The organism is Clostridioides sp. LIBA-7678 (assembly GCF_056716065.1).
This window is the reverse complement of record NZ_CP196987.1, coordinates 727726-747386: the sequence shown is the minus strand read 5'-3', so window position 1 is coordinate 747386 and position 19661 is coordinate 727726. Positions and strand designations below refer to the sequence as shown.

Sequence of the window (19661 nt, the reverse complement as noted above, 5' to 3'; positions counted from 1 at the left end):
TGATAACTTCCGAGATTACTTTATTCTATCTAAATCTAATTACTAAACGCTTCTTAAGATAGTAGCAATACCTACAAAGTAATATGACAAGAATTATGCTCAAAGCAATTGATAAAGACCTATTTTTATAACTTTCTATGTACCTTAATACTGTTTATAAATTATTTTTCATATTTGCCACTTTCTCTCTTAACTAAATCAATTATATGTGTTTCTAGAATATATGGCAAAGTGCATATTTTCAAGTTTTAAGCATCTACTTGTACAAATTTACATACTTTTTTGCAAGTTTAATTGAGGTATATGTAAATTTCGACTTTTTACATAATTTTTCTAAAATAATATAATTATAGTATAAATTATAGAAACTATTGATATTTTGAAGAATAATCTTTTATTTCCTATAAAATCTATTTATATTTCTAATCTTACGATGAATGGATATAAGTTTTATAAAGAATCCTCCATATTAAAAAGAGAATCATTGACATTTTTTATACAGTGTTTTATATGGATTTTATTTATGGAAGGTATTTAGTGTATATAATTAAACTTAAGATATAATTTTTTATTTAAAGAGCTATTAAATATTATATGTTCTTTAACTTTAATTATTTCAAATTTTTATATAGGATTTAAATTTATAAAATTGACAAATAATAGCAATGAACAAGAATACAAGCTACAAAATTAGATAGTAAAATAAATCATAAGAATAATATAATAGACAAATCAAAAAGTCAAAAAACATGCCTATTTGAAAGTAACATGTTCCCTATTAAAGTAAAGAACTGCATTGTACCACTCCACATCCTTGTGTGAAAGGGTACAAAGAAGTTCGATTTTATTTATACTAATCTTTATAACTTACAAATTCATTCATTATTTTTTAGGATTTACAAGTTCATCAAGTAACTTTGGAAGTAGTTCATCTATTTGCTCATCACTAAACTGGCAAGTTCCAACAGCTTTATGTCCCCCACCACCATACTTAAGCATTAGACTACCAACATCCACACTAGAAGTTCTATTTAAAATACTATATCCAACGGCTACAGAGCATCCTTTTCCACCTTTACCATTTACAATCCAAGCAGATATATTTTGTTCTGGATACATACTGTAAATCATAAAACGATTCCCTGTGTAGATTGTCTCAACTCCACGTAAATCAGAAATGATAACATCGCCTTCTACACGTGTATATTTGGCAACCATCTCTTTAAATTTACTTGTTTGTTCAAAATAAACGTCTATACGTTCTTTTACATCTGGTAAATCTAAAATTTCTTTTGTACTTAAAGTTCTACATGCATCAATTAACTTCTCCATTAATTGATAGTTAGATATAGTAAAGTTTCTCCAACGACCAAGACCAGTTCTTGGGTCCATAAGGTAACCAATCAAAATCCATCCAGTTGGATTTTGTACTTCTTCTATTGTAAGATTTCCTGAATCAACTTTATCTACTGCCTCTAACATTTCATTAAAATGAGGAAATCTTTCACTTCCACCATAATACTCATAAATAATTCTTGCACAAGAAGGAGCAATACGACTTTCGCCTTTGTACTTTCCTAGAAGTTCATTTCTCTCAAACTCACTAGAATGATGGTCAAACCAAAGACCACACCCCTCAACAAATGGTACATTTGCAAGACAATCATCTTCTGTTACCTCAACCAGGCCATCCTGTAAGTCTTTAGGATGAGCAAATTTCCAATTATCAATAATACCTGCTTCTTTTAATAGTGCACCACATACCAATCCATCAAAATCAGAACGTGTAATTAACCTCATAATTTTCATCCCCTTTACTTTAAATATGTCATATATACAACAATCTTTTCCTTAGATATATCATATCACTTTATATGTCACCTTGATATACATTTTATTACATACAGTGAAATAAAAATACTAAAAAAATAACAGCTTGGTATAAAGATTAAACTGTTATTTTTTTAGTATTTTATTGCTCTTCATCTTCTTTAGGTGGTGTAATTATTAACCCTATAGAGTGCATTTTTCTTCCCTCTCCATTTGAATTATTTCTAAGAGGTTCTAGTATACTAGCAATCTTTTTACTTGCTTCAGTTATCTCATCAACACTAGCATATACTGGACAGACAGAAAATCCTGAACCATCTTTTAGAATATCCTTTTCCTCTCTTTTGCCATACTCATAAAACTCTTTTAAAAATACCATCATATATTGAGTAAATAGTTGTGCATACTCTTCTCCAGAATTTTCATTTATAATAGTCTTTACATCATCAGCTATGTCTAACTTCATAGCATATACTTTTTCAACAGTTCCTCTTATTTTATGCTCTTCAACTACCTTTATAATGTCATCTTCTAGCATTTTATTAAGATAGCGATAAAGTGTAGCTTTTGATATATCTTGAAATTTTTCTCCTAATTGTTTTGCTGTAGTTCTATTATTTGAAAAAATCTCAAGTACCAACTTACATTTAGTTGGATTTACAAAGCAATCCATCAACTTATCATTCATATTATATACCTCCTATAATATTATTAATAAGATAATATTATCATGTTGATAATGTTAATTCAATATTGACTGGAAATTTTATACACTAGTTTAAGATATCATATTTTATAGTAAATTAAGAACAGTAACACCACTTTCATAGACAGTTTCTTTTTAAAAAATAAAAAAAGCCCTTGAATTATTCACATAACTCAAAGACTTTACGTTTCATGATTTAATACTAAGCTAATTTTGCTTTAGCAACTTCTGCTAATTTTGCAAATCCTTCTGGGTCTTGTATAGCCATTTCAGATAACATCTTTCTGTTAACTTCAATACCAGATAATTTTAATCCATTCATTAATCTTGAATAAGATATTCCATTCATTCTAGCAGCTGCATTTATTCTTTGTATCCAAAGTTTTCTGAAGTCTCTCTTCTTTAATTTTCTTCCTATATAAGCATTTTTTAATGCTTTCATTACGAATGTATTTGCTGGTCTATATAATTTGCTTCTAGATCCTCTGAATCCTTTTGCAAGTTTTAATATTTTCTTATGCTTTTTACGAGCGTTCATAGCTTTTTTAACTCTTGCCATCGTTATGACCTCCTTTATATCCCTCTTCTATAGTTATTATTTATAATCTGTATCTTAGTATGGTAATAATTGTGCTATTCTCTTAGCATCTCCATCACTTACTAAAGTTGATTTTCTTAAGTTCATTTTAGTTTTTGCAGATTTTTTAGTTAATATATGTTTTTTATAAGCTTTAGCTCTCTTTAACTTTCCAGTTCCTGTTTTCTTTAATCTCTTTGCTGCACCTCTATGAGTTTTCATTTTAGGCATGACAAATTCCTCCTCTCAGTTAATCATCTATTTTTTTGGATCTATAATTACAACCATATTATTACCCTCAAATGCAGGGGCTTTTGTTGGTTCTCCAAACTCTTTTATTATATCTAAAAACTTAAGCATAACTTCTTTGCCTATGTCTTTATGTCCTAATTCTCTTCCTCTAAATCTAAGTTCAACTTTGACTTTATCCCCTTTTTTAAGGAACTTTATAGCATTATTAGCTTTCGTATTTAAATCATTTTGTTCAATACCTGGTCTAAGTCTTACTTCCTTTACAACTATATTTTTTTGCTTTTTCTTAGCTTCTTTGTCTTTTCTCGCCTGTTCATATCTAAACTTTCCATAATCCATTATCTTACATACTGGTGGATTTGCATTTGGCGAGATTTGAACTAAATCTAAGTTTTTGCTAGTAGCCATCGCTTGAGCTTCTTTAGTAGGCATTACTCCAAGTTGTTCACCTGTTGATGAAAGGACTCTTATTTCCTTGTCTTTTATTTGTTCATTGATTGCTAATTCTTTGCTAATTGTAGGACACCTCCAAATTTTTTATAAAATAAAAAGCGAATGATATAATCATCCGCCATATAAGTTACCAAACTTAAACAAGCTTAAACTAATATTAAGCTTTAACTTATATTTACCTTACTAACTTTCGTTGTAAGGTGAGAAGCGGACTTCTTCTTTGTTTTATTCTTACCTTATTTACTATATCACTTAATCAAATTATTTGCAACTACTTTTTTTAGTTTATTAAAATTTAATTACTTCTTCCTAATAATCATTATATGTACATGCTTCCTATTTTGCTATTAATTTTTAGATTTCTACTCTAACTCCTAAATTAATATTATTTTAAAACTACAACTGAAAAACTTACTTAGCCAATTTCATACATAATACTATACTCCACATCGCTTAATCTATACAATATAACATTTTTTATCATATTTATTTTATCTTGATTTGTCGTATTTTATTAAACATCTAAAAACAATCTGCATATATACATAAATTCACTTTTTCATACATTTCGCAAATTTATTTTTCTTTGGATAACATGTATATTTTTTCCATTAAAAATAAATAATAAAAAATAGTAAATATGGAAAATATAAAATTGATTAACAATAATTAATTACCTGAGGTGTGAATATGAAAATGCTAAACAACTTTTTTAAGAAAATCAACAATCCAGTTCCTGTCTTTGCACAAACAAAAATGGAAAGAGAAAATCAAACAGATGATTCACTTTCTACAAAACCAAAGACTACATTCAGAGATGTTGCTGGATTAGACGAAGTAAAAGAAGAACTATTTGAAATAGTCGATTTTATGAAGTCACCACAAAAATATCAAAAAATGGGTGCTAAGATACCTAAAGGGGTATTATTTTATGGCCCTCCAGGAACAGGAAAGACTTTACTTGCGTCTGCTGTAGCTGGTGAAACAAACTCATCATTTTTCAATGTTACAGGTTCAGAGTTCGTTGAGAAATATGTAGGTGTAGGAGCAAAAAGGGTTAGAACTTTATTTGAAAAAGCTAGAAAAGAAGCTCCAAGTATAATATTTATAGACGAAATAGATGCTGTAGGAGCAAAAAGACATCTTGAGAGCAACAACGAAAAGGACCAAACATTAAACCAACTTTTAGTTGAAATGGATGGATTTAATAAAGATTCCAATGTATTAATAATAGGTGCTACCAATAGACTTGACTTATTAGATGAAGCTTTACTTAGACCAGGAAGATTTGACAGACACATTCATATAGGTGCACCAAATTATCACACTAGATTTGAAATTCTAAAGGTACATACAGATGACAAGCCTATAGACAAATCTGTAAATCTAGAACTTTTAGCTAAAAAAACTCATGGTTTCAATGGGGCCCATCTTTCAAATATAGCAAATGAAGCAGCTATATTTGCAGTTAGAGATGACAGTGAATACATTACATCAGAACACTTTGACAAGGCACTTGAAAGAGTCATTGCAGGGCTAGAGTCTAAAAACTCTGCACTAGTTGAGAAAGAGAAAAAAATAGTAGCTTATCACGAAGCTGGACATGCTCTTGTAAGTGATATAGTAGGAATTTGCCCTATACAAAAAATATCTATAGTTCCTAGAGGACAAGCATTAGGTTATGTTCTTCAATTACCTGATGAAGATAGATATATTTATACTAGAGATGAATTAATTGGAAAGATAAAAATACTACTTGCAGGAAAAGCATCAGAAGAATTAATATTTAACCACAAATCTACTGGTGCAAAAGATGACTTAAAGAAAGTTACTGAAATAGCTAATCAAATGGTTTGTGAATATGGTATGAGTAACTTAGGATTTATGACTATTGATGGAAATGATAAAACTTTCTTATGTGATAAAATCCAAAAGGAAGCAAATCGTATAGTTGAGGTTTGTTATAAAGAGACTTTAGAGATATTAAAGGATAACCTTGAAGATTTACATTCTGTTTCTAAATTCCTATTTGAAAAAGAAACAATGACTCATGAAGAGTTAAAAGATTTAATAGGAAAAGAAGCTGTAAACTAGTATAAGACAATTTAATAGTTTTTTCAAAAGTAATTATATTAGATTTAAATGACTTTTAAAGTCAAAATATTTCAAATTAATTATATTAAAATAAAAAAGCTATAGGTTTAATTTTATATTATTAAACTTATAGCTTTTTTTATTTTATATATTAATGTACTCTATACTAATTTATAAAGCATTTATTTAACACAAAACAAGCACATATAATTATCACTTCTCTTTCTCAAATAAATACAATAAAATAATTTAAAAAACCTTCTATACAAAAGCAAAATATAAAACAAATCTACTTACAACCTCATCTCTTTCTAACTTTAATATTATTTTCTAATATTTATTTCTTCTATTTACTATTAAATTTTATTTAATTTATAATCTTACTTTTTATCAGTATCTTTATTTTCTTCTTTAGTGTTACTTTTTTGACCTTCTTGTACTGATTCATTTCTTATTACCTTTGATTCAGCCATATTTTTATTTTCTTCTGTATTATTTTTCTTAGCATCTTCTTTGCTTTCAGCTTCTATTTCTTCACCTGTATTTTGATTTTCAAATCTTTCATGTTCTCTATACTCACCATCTATTTTACAATCTTTAGCACCAAATTCTTCATGCCCTTTATGCTTCATATGGTTTCTTTCATCACATTTTGGTTCAAATCCTTCATAACCTTTTCTGCAATATCCATGTTCATATGCTCCTTCAAATCCTCTTGGGTCAGCGCCTCCATGACTTCTACACTCTTCATGACTATGCTCTCTTTGGGCAAAACTTCCTTGACCTCTACATTCTCTGTGACCATTCTCTCTTGGCTCAAAGCCTTCATGACTTCTACACTCTTCATGGCTATATCCTCTTGGCTCAAATCCTCTATGACCTCTGAAGTCTCCTTGGTCATACTCTCTTGATTCAAAGTTCCCATGACCTCTAAAGTCTCCTTGTCCATGCTCTCTTGATTCAAAATTTCCATGACCTCTAAAGTCTTCTTGACCATATACCCTTGATTCAAAATCCTTATGACCTCTGAAGTTTCCTTGACCATGTTCTCTTTGCTCAAATCCTTCATAACCTCTGAAGTTCCCTTGACCATATCCTCTTGGTTCAAATCCTTCATAACCTCTGAAGTTCCCTTGACCATATCCTCTTGATTCAAAACTTCCATGTCCTCTAAATTCACCCTGACCATGTCCTCTTGAACCATATCCTTCATGACCTCTACACTCTCCATAACCAAATCCTTCACGATGCATCATTTCAAATACTCTGCATCCTTCACACATATGATTCCATGGATTACTATGATGACCTTCAAATCCTCTAAAGTTTTCTTTTTTATCTCTGTAATAATTCATATTAACTCCTCCTAATTAATTCGATTTTTTTATTAATCTATCTTCCCTCTTTTACTAAGGTACCTTATCTATTTTTAATTATAAAGGTACCTTAATGTTTTGTCAACATTATTTTTAAGGTACCTTATGTTTATTCATTTAATTTTTTTCAAAAAAAGTGAACCATTTATAGTAAAATCTTATCTAATAAGTGAAAGGCAAAAAAGTAGCGCTACAATTTGCATAGAAAGGTAGGAATTCCTTTGAATAAAACTACATTTATAAATAATATCCTTGAATCAGAACAGACTTTGTATCGTGTATCTAAGTCTATTTTAGGAAACGACCAGGATTGTGAAGATGCCGTCAACAATGCTATTTTAAAAGCATATGAAAAGTTAGATTCTCTTAAGGAAGAACAATATTTTAAAACTTGGTTGATTAGAATAGTGATAAATGAATGTAACTCATTAAGACGTAAACAATTGAAATTTCTATCATTTGAAGACGTATTTAAAAATAAAAAAATCGATGAAAAAGAAGATTATAATGATTTGTATATTGCTATTCAAAGTCTACCTCAAAAGATTAAAGTTCCAATAGTCCTTTACTATATTGAGGGTTATTCAGTTGATGAAATTAAGGAAATATTGGATATACCTCAGGGGACTGTAAAAAGTAGATTATCGAGAGGAAGAAAATTATTAAAAACTAAATTAGAAAATATGGAGGTAATCATATGAATAAAAATAGCTTAAATAATTCGTTTCCAAAAGCTCCAGAAAGCTTTCATAATAGTTTAAATAAAACGCTAAATAGTTTACCAGAAAGAGAGGAAAATTATAAAATGAATAATAATAAAACACATAAATTACCATTTGGAAGGGGTTTAGTGGCAACTTTAGCTATCACTTTAGTATTAGGTACAACAGCTCTTGCAGTGGGAGAAATATATAGTATAGTTGGAAAATCAAGCATTAAGCCTACCTATACATCGATTCCAACTACTGAACAGGTAAAAAAAGACTTTAACTTTACCCCTAATCTAATTTCCGAATTTAGTAATGGATATAAATTTAAAGGGGCATATACTATAAAAGAAAAAGCACTTGATAAAAAAGATAATGTTTTAGGAGAATTAAAAGCACTTGAGTTTGAGTATAAAAATGGTAATGATGAAATATCTCTTGAAACAGCAAATAATGTGCTTGAAAAAGATTCTGATAAAATGAAAATTGTAGATACTTACAAAGATATAAATATTTCTTATGAAACATCAATGTACAAGTTTGTGCCAGAAGATTATAAAATGACAGAACAGGATAAACTTGATGAAAAATCAGGTAAATATACATTTAGTGAAGGAACAGATAAAGTAGAAGTTAATGAATTTAAGTCCTTGACTTGGGAGCAAGATGGAGTTTACTACTCTTTTACAATTCAAGATTCAAATTTATCTATGGATGACTTAGTTAAGATGGCTCATGAAGTAATAGATGCAAAATAAGTATAATTAACAATAAAGTGTTCATGAGTTTATTGTATATAACTTTAGTTTTCTTATTAGTAAATATAGTTGTATCTTCCATCTTTATATTTTCTTTAGATTTAATATATAAAATTTTAGATATTTAACTAATCTAAAAATTTAACTAATCTACAAAAGTTATTACTAATATTAAAAAGCCCTTAAAAAGTCCATTCATATGGAATTTTAAGGGCTTTGACTTCATTATAAATTGTTGTATCAATTCTATTTGTAAAGACACAATAAACTACCCAGTTTAGATTTTAAAAACTTTAACTTCATTATAATTTTATATATGAATTTTACTTGCAAATATACAACAGGCTACCCAGTTTAGATTTTAAAATACTTAACTTTATAATAACTTATTTTATAAATTTTAATTACAAATATATAATAAATTCATAAAAAACAGATAAATAAGATAGATTATAAGTATCTGATATTCTTAAAATAAAAATCAAACTATAATTAAAAGCCTGTTATTTTAATAAAGGAGTTATTTCACCTAAATAGTATATATTTAGCACATGAAGAGCTCTTGTACAACAAGTGTAAAGAAGCAATCTTTCATCTTCACTATTGTACCTTTCCTCACTTGCATCGTATATTACAACTATATCAAATTCAAGTCCCTTAGATAAATATGAAGGTATTACTAATACACCATTCACATACTCATCATCATCTTTTATTATAGCCTCTACATTAATATGATTTTCCTTTAAAAACTCATACACTTCCTTAGCTTCATGGGCTGTCTTTGTTATAATACCAATAGACTTATAATTTTTATGTTTATAAGCTTTTATGTCTTCAATAAGCTTTTCATTCATATAATCTTTTTCTTTAAAACCAGTAACTCTAGGCTCATCACCATGTCTCTCAACATACTCATCATCTATCGCTTTTGTAAGAAGTTTTCTTGAGAATCTAGTAATTTCCATTGTAGAACGATATGTTTTACTTAGATTTATTATACAAGTATCATTCTTCAATACATTAGGAATATTATTATAGTCTCCAACATTCATGAATGGGTTAATTGATTGATTAATATCTCCTAATATAGTCATATTGGCAGATTTAAAAAGTTTATAAAATATTTCATATTGTAAAGGAGTATAGTCCTGTGCCTCATCTATAATTACATATTTAATCTGTGATGTATTTGGAATACCTCCAAGAGCTCCCTTTAGATATAGAAGTATCACTTGGTCTTCATAATAAAGACTCTTTACACTTAAATTATCCATTGTATAAGTTTTTATATTATCTATAATATTCTTATCATACTCAACATTCGCCTTTTCTAAAAACATATCTAAATTCTTAAATAAGTTTTTATAAGTGTCTATCAAATCTAACTCTGTCATTCTTGAAATTTTAGAATAAACTTCTTTCAGATGTTTTTTTACAATAAAAGTACTTTTCTCTATCATTTCTTCTTTTTCTATATAATCGCCAGATGCTTGAAGCTCTTTAAATATTTCATCAATCCAAGCTTTTTCATATGGCTCAATTAAAAATATTATTCTTGCTTTTATTTTCTCTAATCTTTTCTTAATTGGTAAATTTGAATAGTCATTAGAAAACAGTGTTTGTAACTCCTTAGATGAAATTATCAACTCACCTCTTACAATAATATCTTCAAAACATCTATCATCTGTTTCTAAATAATTTAGATACTCTTTTAATATATTTGTGAACTCTAAAGAAGTTTTAAACTCTATATTTTCTATCCTGTCCTTATATGTGATTTTCCCATTGTTATTAAGAATATACTCCATCATTTCAGCTGGGCTTTCTTTTTTAAATTCATCACCCAGTTCTTTATGCATATAGTCTTTAAATGTTGTCTGACAAATGTTATCTTCGCCAAGTTGTGGCAGTACGTTTGATATATAATCATTAAATATGTTATTTGGAGAAAATATCATTATATTTTCAGAAGTTATTTTATCTTTATGTTTATACAATAAATATGCTATTCTATGAAGTGCTATAGATGTCTTTCCGCTTCCTGCTGCACCTTGTACAATTAAGTTCTTATATTTCTCATTACGAATTACTTGATTTTGCTCTCTTTGAATGGAAGTAACTATAGTTTTCATTTTCTCATCAGAATTTTTACCTAAAAGCTCTTGCAAGACATCATCATCTATATTTAGATTACTATCAAACATATACTCAATTTTGCCATCTTTTATCTTATACTGTCTTTTTTTAGTAATTTTTCCAGAGATTATCCCCTCTGGACACTCATAGCTTGCTTGTCCAATTTCATAATCATAAAACATACTTGAAATAGGAGCTCTCCAATCATATACAAGAAAATCATAATCATCATTAATAAGATTTGACAATCCAATATAACACTTTTGAGACTCAGTTTCACAAGCTTCTGTAAAGTCAATTCTTCCAAAATAAGGAGATTCAATCATTCTTTCATACTTATCTTTGAGTTTCTTAGTAAATTCATGGCTCCTTTTTTGATGTTTCATAACATCCATAAATGACATAAATTCTGAAAGTTGTTCTAATCCATTTTCCGCAGAAATAGAACCTAAGTCATTCCATAGTTCCCTTTGAGTTTCTATAGCATCTTTTTTTAGCTTATCTTCTTCATTACGCTTTTCCTCAAGTTGTCTATTGGCCTCTTTAAGAGTTTTTTGTAACCATTGATTTTCAAGATTTGACTCAAAATCATTTAGATTCATATTATAATCCTCCTCAATTGAAATTAACATTTAATCCACTATATCAATTATATAGAAATGAGGATATATTCACAGTCTTAAAAAAAATTTTTATTTATGATATAATTATAGTGGGAAAGAAAATAAAAATTTCTCTAAAAGCATCTAAAAACAACTTACTTAACTGCAAAACCACTATTTTTAAACAATAAAATAGGATAGTATTTTTTATCACCATCCTATTAATTCTCAATAAGTTTTACATTAATACAAGCTCCATTTGTATAACTTCTTCTTTTACAGGTCTATCATTCCATGTAAATCCACTAGCTATTGTATTTACCTCAACAAACCCTAAAGATTTATAAACATGAATAGCTCTACTATTACTTTTTAACACATCTAGCTCAATTTTTTTATATCCATATTCTTTTGATAAATCAATAATTTGTTTTAGAAGGCTACTCCCAATACCTTTTTCTCTATACTCTTTAAGAATACCCATACCTAAGTAACCAACAGTTTTGGTTTTAGGCAAAACATCACACCAACCAATACATGTATCTGATTTTACCTCAATTATAAATAGTTGTGGAAAATTTTTAGTTATAACATTCTTTATAAATTCAACTGTTTCTTCAAAAGGAAATGCTTCGTCCATAGCTAGATATTTCCTCTCTTTTGCAATTTTATCAAAAGTTTGCCAATATGACCAAATATACTTTTCTTCTGACTTTATAAATTTTATTCCTTCCATCAACTCAACATTTCCCCTTTTTAATTTATTATTATAGTTAAATAATTTTTTCTTATTCTAATTTATAGTGATATATAAATTACTATATATGATAATATATTAGATTAAAATAGCTTTGTATATTTCTATTTATGTGTATCTATTAAAATAAGTTCTTTGATAGTTAAAGTAATATAGATGTACTAGCCTTTTGACTATATACTTAAACATCTCACAGTTTAATTTAAAGTATAATAAAATATATAGAAAAAATTATCAAATAATACTATAAAATTTTTAATCTTCATCAATATCCTGTTCGCTTTCATTCTTAGAGCTATTTTTTCTATCAAGTTCTTTTTCCGTAAAGAACTCTGGATGCTGTTTCATCAATTGCTCTATAAGTTCTGGGTGTTGTTTTACCATTTGTTCAAATAAAGCTTCTCTATTTGGAAAATCTGGATATCCTTCATGTGAATTAAATAAGTTTTGAATTGCATCTCTACCAGCAAATCCACCTAAATACTGTCCATGATGTGGTCTTGGTGGTGGTTGCATATGTGCCTCATCAAAGTTATTACCATCCTCACTTTTTATAGTTCTTTCTAGTTCATTAGTAATCTTTGTAAGAATATAACTTAAAGTACTCTTTTCTTCTGGTTCTAATACATTAAATATTTGATTAGTTGGGTCTTCTCTCTGCTCATTCTTATTAATTTCATCCATTCCTTTTGATGTCAATTTTACTACCATTACTCTACGGTCTTTTTCTGAGTGTGTACGAGTGATAAATTGTTGATTTTCTAATTTCGAAAGCAACTCACCTAAAGATTGAGGTCTCATATCAAGTAAGTATGACAGTTCTTTTTGAGTTATTTCTGGCTTTATTTTTAACATGGATAATACTCTACCTTGTCCTCTATGCGTCGCTCTAAAAAATCCATGTGATTTATGATTTTGAAGGTGAAATTTATGTAGCAATGATTGCACTTTAAAAAATTGTTCTAGTAAATTTTCTTCTTTTGTTTCACTCATTATTGTTCCTCCTAAATTAATTTATTTTATAATTACATATTCTTATTCGTTATGTTATTTATTTTATAATTTCATATGTTGTTTATTTTAAATCTATAATTTTAAAGCTACTTTGCTTGTATCGAGTATAAAAGCAACCCTTTAATTTGTCAATGTTAGTTTATAATAAATTATAAATTTCCTACAACTGGCACATCTTCATTTAACTATATTATATCCTATTCAAAGTTTATATCCTATACTTGTGCTTTTTGTATCATACCGTCATATTTTTTAAATAAAAATACCCAATTGACATAAATAATCTAATTGGGCATAAACAATTTAAAAAACTACTTTAGATTTAAATTTTTCATCTAACTTTTACTATTATTAACTCTCGCTATCAAGGAAATTGTATTAAAATACTTACCTGCCTCTACTTCCAGCATTTTTTTATCATTCTTAGCATAAGAATTATCACAGTTTAACCAATCATTCCAAGCTTCATCATGACAACTTAAAGCTTCACATTTTTCTACAGTTACAGACTCAGATTCTGACCAAAGCTCATTCCACCATTCAATTGAATGGAAATTCATATTATCTTGCCAAAATGGAATAAGTTCATCTGGTATACAATTCACAAAATCTTGTTTTAATCCAGGCATTGCCATAGCAATTACTCCTCCATCTTTTACAAGAGGTGATATGTGGTTTTCTAAAAATCCTTCTTTATTACCAAAATAGTGATAAGAGTGTACACTTATCACTGCATCAAAAAAACCTTCTGCATAAGGTAATTCATGTGCCTCAGCTTGTATAGGAAATATTTTATCGTCTAATTTAAATTGCTTAAATCTTTCATAGTTCTCAGTTGGCTCTATCCATAAATCAGTTGCAAATACAGTAGCATCAAATTCATTTGCTAAAAATATAGAAGATATCCCTCTCCCACATCCTAAGTCTAAAATACGCATTCCTTTTTCTAGTTTTATCTTACTTGTCAATTCTTCCAATATCTTTATACAATTAGGTCCCATCATATTTTCCATGAGAAATTTCTTATTGTATTTATTACTTTTTGTAAATATCATGCTATCTTTCCCTTCCCTATCAATTATTATTTATTAAATTTCATATCTGATTTTCTATTTTTTAGATGAGTAATAATAAGTCATCTTTTTGTCCATTTTGGGATAGTTACTTTAATGAATAATCATCCTCTTTTTTTAGATAACTACTTTTTTAAAATAACCACTTTGTCTAAACAACTATTTTTTTATGTCTTTTTATATAACTACTTTGATAAGCAGTCATGTTTTGATACTTAATAAGTTTTAATTACTTCTACTTTAATCTATATACTAATTAACTTATTTAATTTAGTGTATATTTGACACTTTACCTTTTATTATACCATTTATTCTCATAAATATAATAATTCTATTTTTTCAAAATAAATATTTATAATAATCCGAAATAAATATTTATAAAATCTAATTAATTGTAAATAATATCAGAAAAATATCGAAAAATAAACATTATAAATAGTAATTGTAAGTTTGTTTCTAAATTCATAAGACTATAATCAACTGTAATATTGCCAAGTATTATTACGAAATATCTATCTAAAAAAGCATAAAAATAAGCAGTCAGTAAACATAAACTTTTACCAACTGCTTGCTTTTATTGTTTTATATACTATTAACTTTATATCTGTTATATACTATTAACTTTCTACACATATACTATCAAGCTTCTATATATTCTATAAATTATATCCTATAAATCTTCTAAATAATTTTTTCCTTCCAAGAATTCTGCTTCTATCCCTAGTTTTTTAAAATAATTAACCATAGACATACAGGCAAATTTTTCTGTAGAGTAATGAGTAGCACCTATAACATTAATTAAATTATCCTTTGCTATTCTATGGAACTCTAATGCTGGTTCAAAATGCTTTAAAGGTTTAGTAAATCCAGTTATATATAAATTTATACCAAGTTCAGCAACTTCACTTGCTACAAATGGATAGCTTCCTCCTCCTGCTGCAATAGCAACTAGACCATCTTTTAGTTCCGATTCTCCATAATCATACAATTTCACATCATGACCAACAGTTTTTTTAACTAGCTCTTTAATCTCTTCAATTGATTTTAAGGATGTCTTACATATAACTCCTACCTTGATTTTATCATCATACTTACAAAATGGTTCGACGATTTCTAAACCTAGAGCCTTTGCAAAACTGACAGAAGTTGAATATTCACTATAATTGTCTAATGGAGAATGTAACACATAAAAAGATATTCTACGATTTTTCATTTCTTCCATATAAGATAATGGTATGTCGTGAAATGGAAAACCTTCATCTGATGCTATATATTCCATTGCATGATGTGAAAAAATCAAGACATCTTTTTCACCTTTATCTATAATCTGCTTAATTATGTATTTATCAGGAAAAGTAGTTGTATATACTTTATTGATTTTTTTGGCATTGTCTAGTACTAAGCCTATATATTTTGTTTTAAATTCTGGAGTAATAAAATCATTGTCAAAATTCATAAAACTCCAATCATCATCAATATTTTTAATATCAAACTCCAATGCTAATTTATTATAAATTTCAATTGCTTTAATAATAACCACTCCTTTTCAACAATATTTGACTGATATGTATTGAACATAAATTTATACAATTACATTATCATCTTACTTAAAATTTAATAAAATAAAACATAAAAAATATTATTTAGTACTTTCACACTGCTTTACAAATTCAATTGGATGTTGAATTATCTTAGAAGTTTCTTCTACAGAATAGCCTTCAGATAAATACCTTCTAGCTATTACTTCCATAGACTCTCCTATCTCAATAATATGCTTATCAGGGTCATAAATACGGACTACTCTCTGTTGCCACTCATGTTTTAATGGCTGATGAACAAACTCTATATCTTTATAAGAATTTAATTTTTCAATAAACTTATCAAAATCATCAACTTCAAAATAAAGCTCCATATTATTTGATTTTCGTACAATTGTATCTGGATTAATCCCTGTAAGCCATGCAAAATCTTCTTGTATAGCAAACCCTCCACTAAATGTTACATTTTTACCTAAATCTAATTCAACTTCTTGTTCAAATATCTCTTTATAAAACTTTTTTGACACTTCTACATCATTTACTGCTAATAATGAAACTTGATATTTCATAAGTTCTCCTCCTGATTTTTAGTACGCTTTTATTTTATCAATATTTTTATTATTTATTATATCAGTTTAAATACGAAAATTGCATGTCATATTTGTAAAACTTATATAATACATTCTAAAACTTAGTATTTTATATTTAAAAAGCTACCTCAATTACACTTATCTAGTTTAAGTAGAGGTAGCTTTTTTAAATTATCAGAATATCAATTATTAGTTTACGCTTATATTTAATCTGATTTGGATTTATATTGTAATCTTATTATAGATTTTATCTATATTACTTAAGTAGTCACATAGATTATATAAATATACCATATGTCTCAGATTGATAATCTAAAGAAATATGTTAATCTATACTTTTTTTTCATTTTTTTGTAGACTCTTTATCCATTCTTCAATAAATAATAGCTCATCTTTACTCAAATTAACATTATCATGTAATGATAACAATAAGCTTTTCATAGAGGAATCATGAACATTTTTAAAGAACTCTCTTGTTTCAACATTTATATATTCTTTTTCTTTAATTAAAACTTCATAATGTGTATATTTATCTATCTTTTGAGAATTTAGAAATCCTTTTACTACCAATCTAGATAAAAGAGTCAAAGTCGTTGTTTGCTTCCACTGATATTTTTGCTCCATCCCTAAAACAATATCTTTTGATGTTACTTTGGAATCTAGTTTCCATATAAATTTCATTATCTTTAATTCTGATTGTGGCAACTTTTTTATAGGCATAATAAACCTTTGCTACTCAGAATACAGACAAGCAATATCCGTAATAAATTTTTTATATTAAAAAATCTTATACTGATTTATATAAACTTGATTTATAAGATATTTTTAAATTTTAAATTTAGCTATTTGTACACAGTAAATATATATAAATAGTGTCAAATTTCTTTTGTGTTATATTGCTTAATGTTATGAAATATTTTGTACTCAGCTATCTATTTTTGGATACTTGCCCAGTAGCTCTCCTTTCTTTTGTATTTTTTAGTTTTAAATATTTGTATTTCAGCAAATCTCATTTCCTTTAGTCTTTGGCTTCTTAACTTTTAAACCTTCAAAAAATAATGTCTATTCTAATCTTAAGACTATAATTTCAGTTTCAATTAAAAAATTTTATATAATTGTATTTGACTACTTTGGTAGTTTTTTTATTTGTATCTTAACTTTTTCAAATTATTACATTAATTATGTTATAAATAATTAATATATTTCAACATATATATACATTTATGTAAAATATATATGAAAATAACACATAAAAACTCTACTTTAGTAGAACTTTCGAACACAAATTATGACAATTAAAAATACTTCTCTTTTTTTAAATAAATAAGTATGTTAAAATAGATTCAAAATAATTGTATAAAGACTATGACAATTACACAAAACATCCTATAATTAAAACCTTCTTCAGCATCTCATTATGTTTTTCTTAAAATTAAAAAACACTATACTCTAATTCTATTTTAGTAGAATTTTTTTGTCAATAATAATATTAAATATTAGGTAAAAAATGGTAAAAAATATAAAAAAAAGGAATTATATAAAGAGTTTAACAACCTTACAATAATCCCAAAATATTATTTCTATGAAAATTTTGATACCATAAGTAACTAAGCTTTAAGCGCATAAAGCAAAAGTTACTCTTTATTTAATAAAACTTGACAAGAAAAGAATTTATCATTATTCTACTCTAATAGAGTTTCTTTGTCAATAAAGAATAAACTTATTTTCAAAATATTTTCATTTTTCATTCTTATCTATTATTATTTTATAAAATTTTACTTAATCAAAGGTAATTTTAAGATTGTTTTTATTCCTTGAGAATCAATACTTGTGATATCTAGCTTACCATCATGTGCATTGATAATGCCTGCAACAATCAAAAGACCTAGACCATGATTTTGACCTTTAGCATATGCTTCACTTAATCCATTTTGAGCTTTTAATAAATAATTAATCTTCTCTTGACTCATTCCTTTTCCATCGTCTTCAACAATTATATAGCAAAAATCCAAATCCGATTTAGAAATCACCTTTATATTACATCCTTGCTGGTTATGAGTTATACTATTTTGTATTAAATTACTAATAGCTCTCTTTAACAATTTTTTATCTGCATTGATAGTAATATCTTCATTCAATATATCAAGCTCTATATAAAAATCATTATCCAAATTATTATTTATAAATTCAGAAACGAGCTCTCTCAAAAACACAGAAACTCTAATCTTGTTACAATCTAATGGTTGCATATTATATTCAAGTTTAGACACCAAATTAAGGTCATTTACCAATTCTCTAATCTTAATGCCTTGATTACATATGATAGATGCTTGCTCCTGTTCTCTTTGAGAAAGGCTACTGCTTTCTTCAAGTTCTCCAGAGTATCCAATTATCATTGAAAGTGGTGTTCTTATATCATGGGATATTCCTGCAATCCAGTTAGTCCTAGCTTCTTCTTTTTTTCTAAGTCTTTCATTCTTCATTTGCAACTCTTTAGATACAGTATTAATAGATTTTGAGATATCACTCAGTATTCCTTTTTCTTGGAGAACTACTGGCTCTCCCTTTGACATAAGCTTTATACCAGTAATAATTGGCTTTATAGATTTGACCATTTTTAATCCTATAAATGAAGCTAGTAAAAATGTAATTATTGCATTAAATAAAAGCATACCTATTATTAGCATAGGAAATTGACTTATTTCATCGATAGTATAGGTAAGGTTAAATTTAGTATACTTATCCTTTGGATACCCTGTTACTAAGGTTCCACTTGGATGTTCCCATACATACACAGGATAATCTTTTAAAAAGAATCTTGAAAACTTAGCTACATCCGTCAAAGTATAATGGCTTGGGATTTCTTTTGGCAAATCAAAGCCCCATACCCTATCTCCATTGTTATCAATTAGCATTGCCCAGACTTTATTACTATGTAAAACTTCCTTACTAGAATCATCTAGAGTAAACTTTCCACCTTTTAAGATTACTTTATCCTCAAGCATCATCAAAGTTGCTCTTATTTCCTTACTCTCACTTGCATCCAAATCACCAGAATATTTAGATACAAATGTCACATATGAAAATGCAAATAAACCTAATATATTTAATATAATAAAAAGTAATGAAATCAAGATACTTGAACCTATAAATCTCCTTAATATATACTTTATACTATCCAAAATTAAATCACTC

General features: G+C 27.3%; 17 protein-coding genes. 3 read left to right on the top strand and 14 right to left on the bottom strand.

Annotated elements, in window-relative coordinates:
* Positions 1-882: 882 nt before the first annotated feature.
* The 5 genes from ACTG46_RS03805 to infC form a co-directional block, all read right to left on the bottom strand.
* Positions 883-1800 (bottom strand): DHH family phosphoesterase, encoded by a 918-nt coding sequence (locus tag ACTG46_RS03805; RefSeq protein WP_054269212.1) that lies wholly within the window; start codon positions 1798-1800, stop codon positions 883-885.
* Positions 1801-1972: 172 nt separating this feature from the next.
* Positions 1973-2518, bottom strand: coding sequence for a helix-turn-helix domain-containing protein (locus ACTG46_RS03800; protein ID WP_054275921.1), 546 nt, complete (start codon positions 2516-2518; stop codon positions 1973-1975).
* A gap of 220 nt (positions 2519-2738) precedes the next feature.
* Positions 2739-3095: a 50S ribosomal protein L20 gene (rplT, locus tag ACTG46_RS03795; protein ID WP_003423569.1), complete on the bottom strand. Its 357-nt coding sequence runs from the start codon at positions 3093-3095 to the stop codon at positions 2739-2741.
* 54 nt (positions 3096-3149) lie between these two features.
* On the bottom strand, positions 3150-3344 hold the full coding sequence (gene rpmI, locus ACTG46_RS03790) for a 50S ribosomal protein L35 (protein WP_003418222.1): 195 nt from the start codon (positions 3342-3344) through the stop codon (positions 3150-3152).
* Positions 3345-3371: 27 nt separating this feature from the next.
* Complete coding sequence (gene infC, locus ACTG46_RS03785; protein WP_479924057.1) at positions 3372-3863, bottom strand: translation initiation factor IF-3; 492 nt, start codon at positions 3861-3863, stop codon at positions 3372-3374.
* Between the two features lie 645 nt (positions 3864-4508).
* Here infC and ACTG46_RS03780 point away from each other — a divergent pair.
* Complete coding sequence (locus tag ACTG46_RS03780) at positions 4509-5912, top strand: ATP-dependent metallopeptidase FtsH/Yme1/Tma family protein (protein ID WP_054269209.1); 1404 nt, start codon at positions 4509-4511, stop codon at positions 5910-5912.
* Positions 5913-6292: 380 nt separating this feature from the next.
* On the opposite strand, the gene ACTG46_RS03775 is transcribed toward ACTG46_RS03780, so the two are convergent.
* Positions 6293-7267, bottom strand: a complete 975-nt coding sequence (locus tag ACTG46_RS03775; protein WP_479923643.1) for a hypothetical protein — start codon at positions 7265-7267, stop codon at positions 6293-6295.
* Between the two features lie 242 nt (positions 7268-7509).
* On the opposite strand from ACTG46_RS03775, the gene ACTG46_RS03770 reads away from it, so the two are divergent.
* Both ACTG46_RS03770 and ACTG46_RS03765 read left to right on the top strand, forming a co-directional pair.
* The gene (locus ACTG46_RS03770) at positions 7510-7989 is read left to right on the top strand and encodes an RNA polymerase sigma factor (protein ID WP_479923642.1); all 480 of its coding nucleotides are present in this window, start codon (positions 7510-7512) and stop codon (positions 7987-7989) included.
* Positions 7986-8753 carry a hypothetical protein gene (locus tag ACTG46_RS03765; protein WP_479923641.1) on the top strand — a complete coding sequence of 256 codons (768 nt, stop codon included), beginning with the start codon at positions 7986-7988 and terminating at the stop codon, positions 8751-8753. Before ACTG46_RS03770 ends, ACTG46_RS03765 begins: the two co-directional genes overlap by 4 nt.
* A 503-nt stretch (positions 8754-9256) precedes the next feature.
* On the opposite strand, the gene helD is transcribed toward ACTG46_RS03765, so the two are convergent.
* From helD to ACTG46_RS03725, 8 genes are all read right to left on the bottom strand, one after another.
* Entirely contained in the window at positions 9257-11494 is a 2238-nt protein-coding gene (gene helD / locus ACTG46_RS03760; protein ID WP_479923640.1) for an RNA polymerase recycling motor HelD, read from the bottom strand.
* 238 nt (positions 11495-11732) lie between these two features.
* Positions 11733-12230, bottom strand: coding sequence for a GNAT family N-acetyltransferase (locus ACTG46_RS03755; protein ID WP_231300981.1), 498 nt, complete (start codon positions 12228-12230; stop codon positions 11733-11735).
* Between the two features lie 276 nt (positions 12231-12506).
* Positions 12507-13244 carry a MarR family winged helix-turn-helix transcriptional regulator gene (locus ACTG46_RS03750; RefSeq protein WP_479923639.1) on the bottom strand — a complete coding sequence of 246 codons (738 nt, stop codon included), beginning with the start codon at positions 13242-13244 and terminating at the stop codon, positions 12507-12509.
* Between the two features lie 356 nt (positions 13245-13600).
* A complete protein-coding gene (locus ACTG46_RS03745) occupies positions 13601-14320 on the bottom strand; it encodes an SAM-dependent methyltransferase (RefSeq protein WP_479923638.1) in 720 nt (239 codons plus the stop codon).
* 688 nt (positions 14321-15008) lie between these two features.
* Positions 15009-15878: a Nif3-like dinuclear metal center hexameric protein gene (locus tag ACTG46_RS03740; RefSeq protein ID WP_479923637.1), complete on the bottom strand. Its 870-nt coding sequence runs from the start codon at positions 15876-15878 to the stop codon at positions 15009-15011.
* 99 nt (positions 15879-15977) lie between these two features.
* Complete coding sequence (locus ACTG46_RS03735) at positions 15978-16445, bottom strand: VOC family protein (RefSeq protein ID WP_167640573.1); 468 nt, start codon at positions 16443-16445, stop codon at positions 15978-15980.
* 351 nt (positions 16446-16796) lie between these two features.
* Entirely contained in the window at positions 16797-17186 is a 390-nt protein-coding gene (locus tag ACTG46_RS03730; RefSeq protein WP_167640574.1) for a BlaI/MecI/CopY family transcriptional regulator, read from the bottom strand.
* Between the two features lie 1055 nt (positions 17187-18241).
* A complete protein-coding gene (locus tag ACTG46_RS03725; protein WP_479923636.1) occupies positions 18242-19648 on the bottom strand; it encodes a sensor histidine kinase in 1407 nt (468 codons plus the stop codon).
* Positions 19649-19661: the final 13 nt, after the last annotated feature.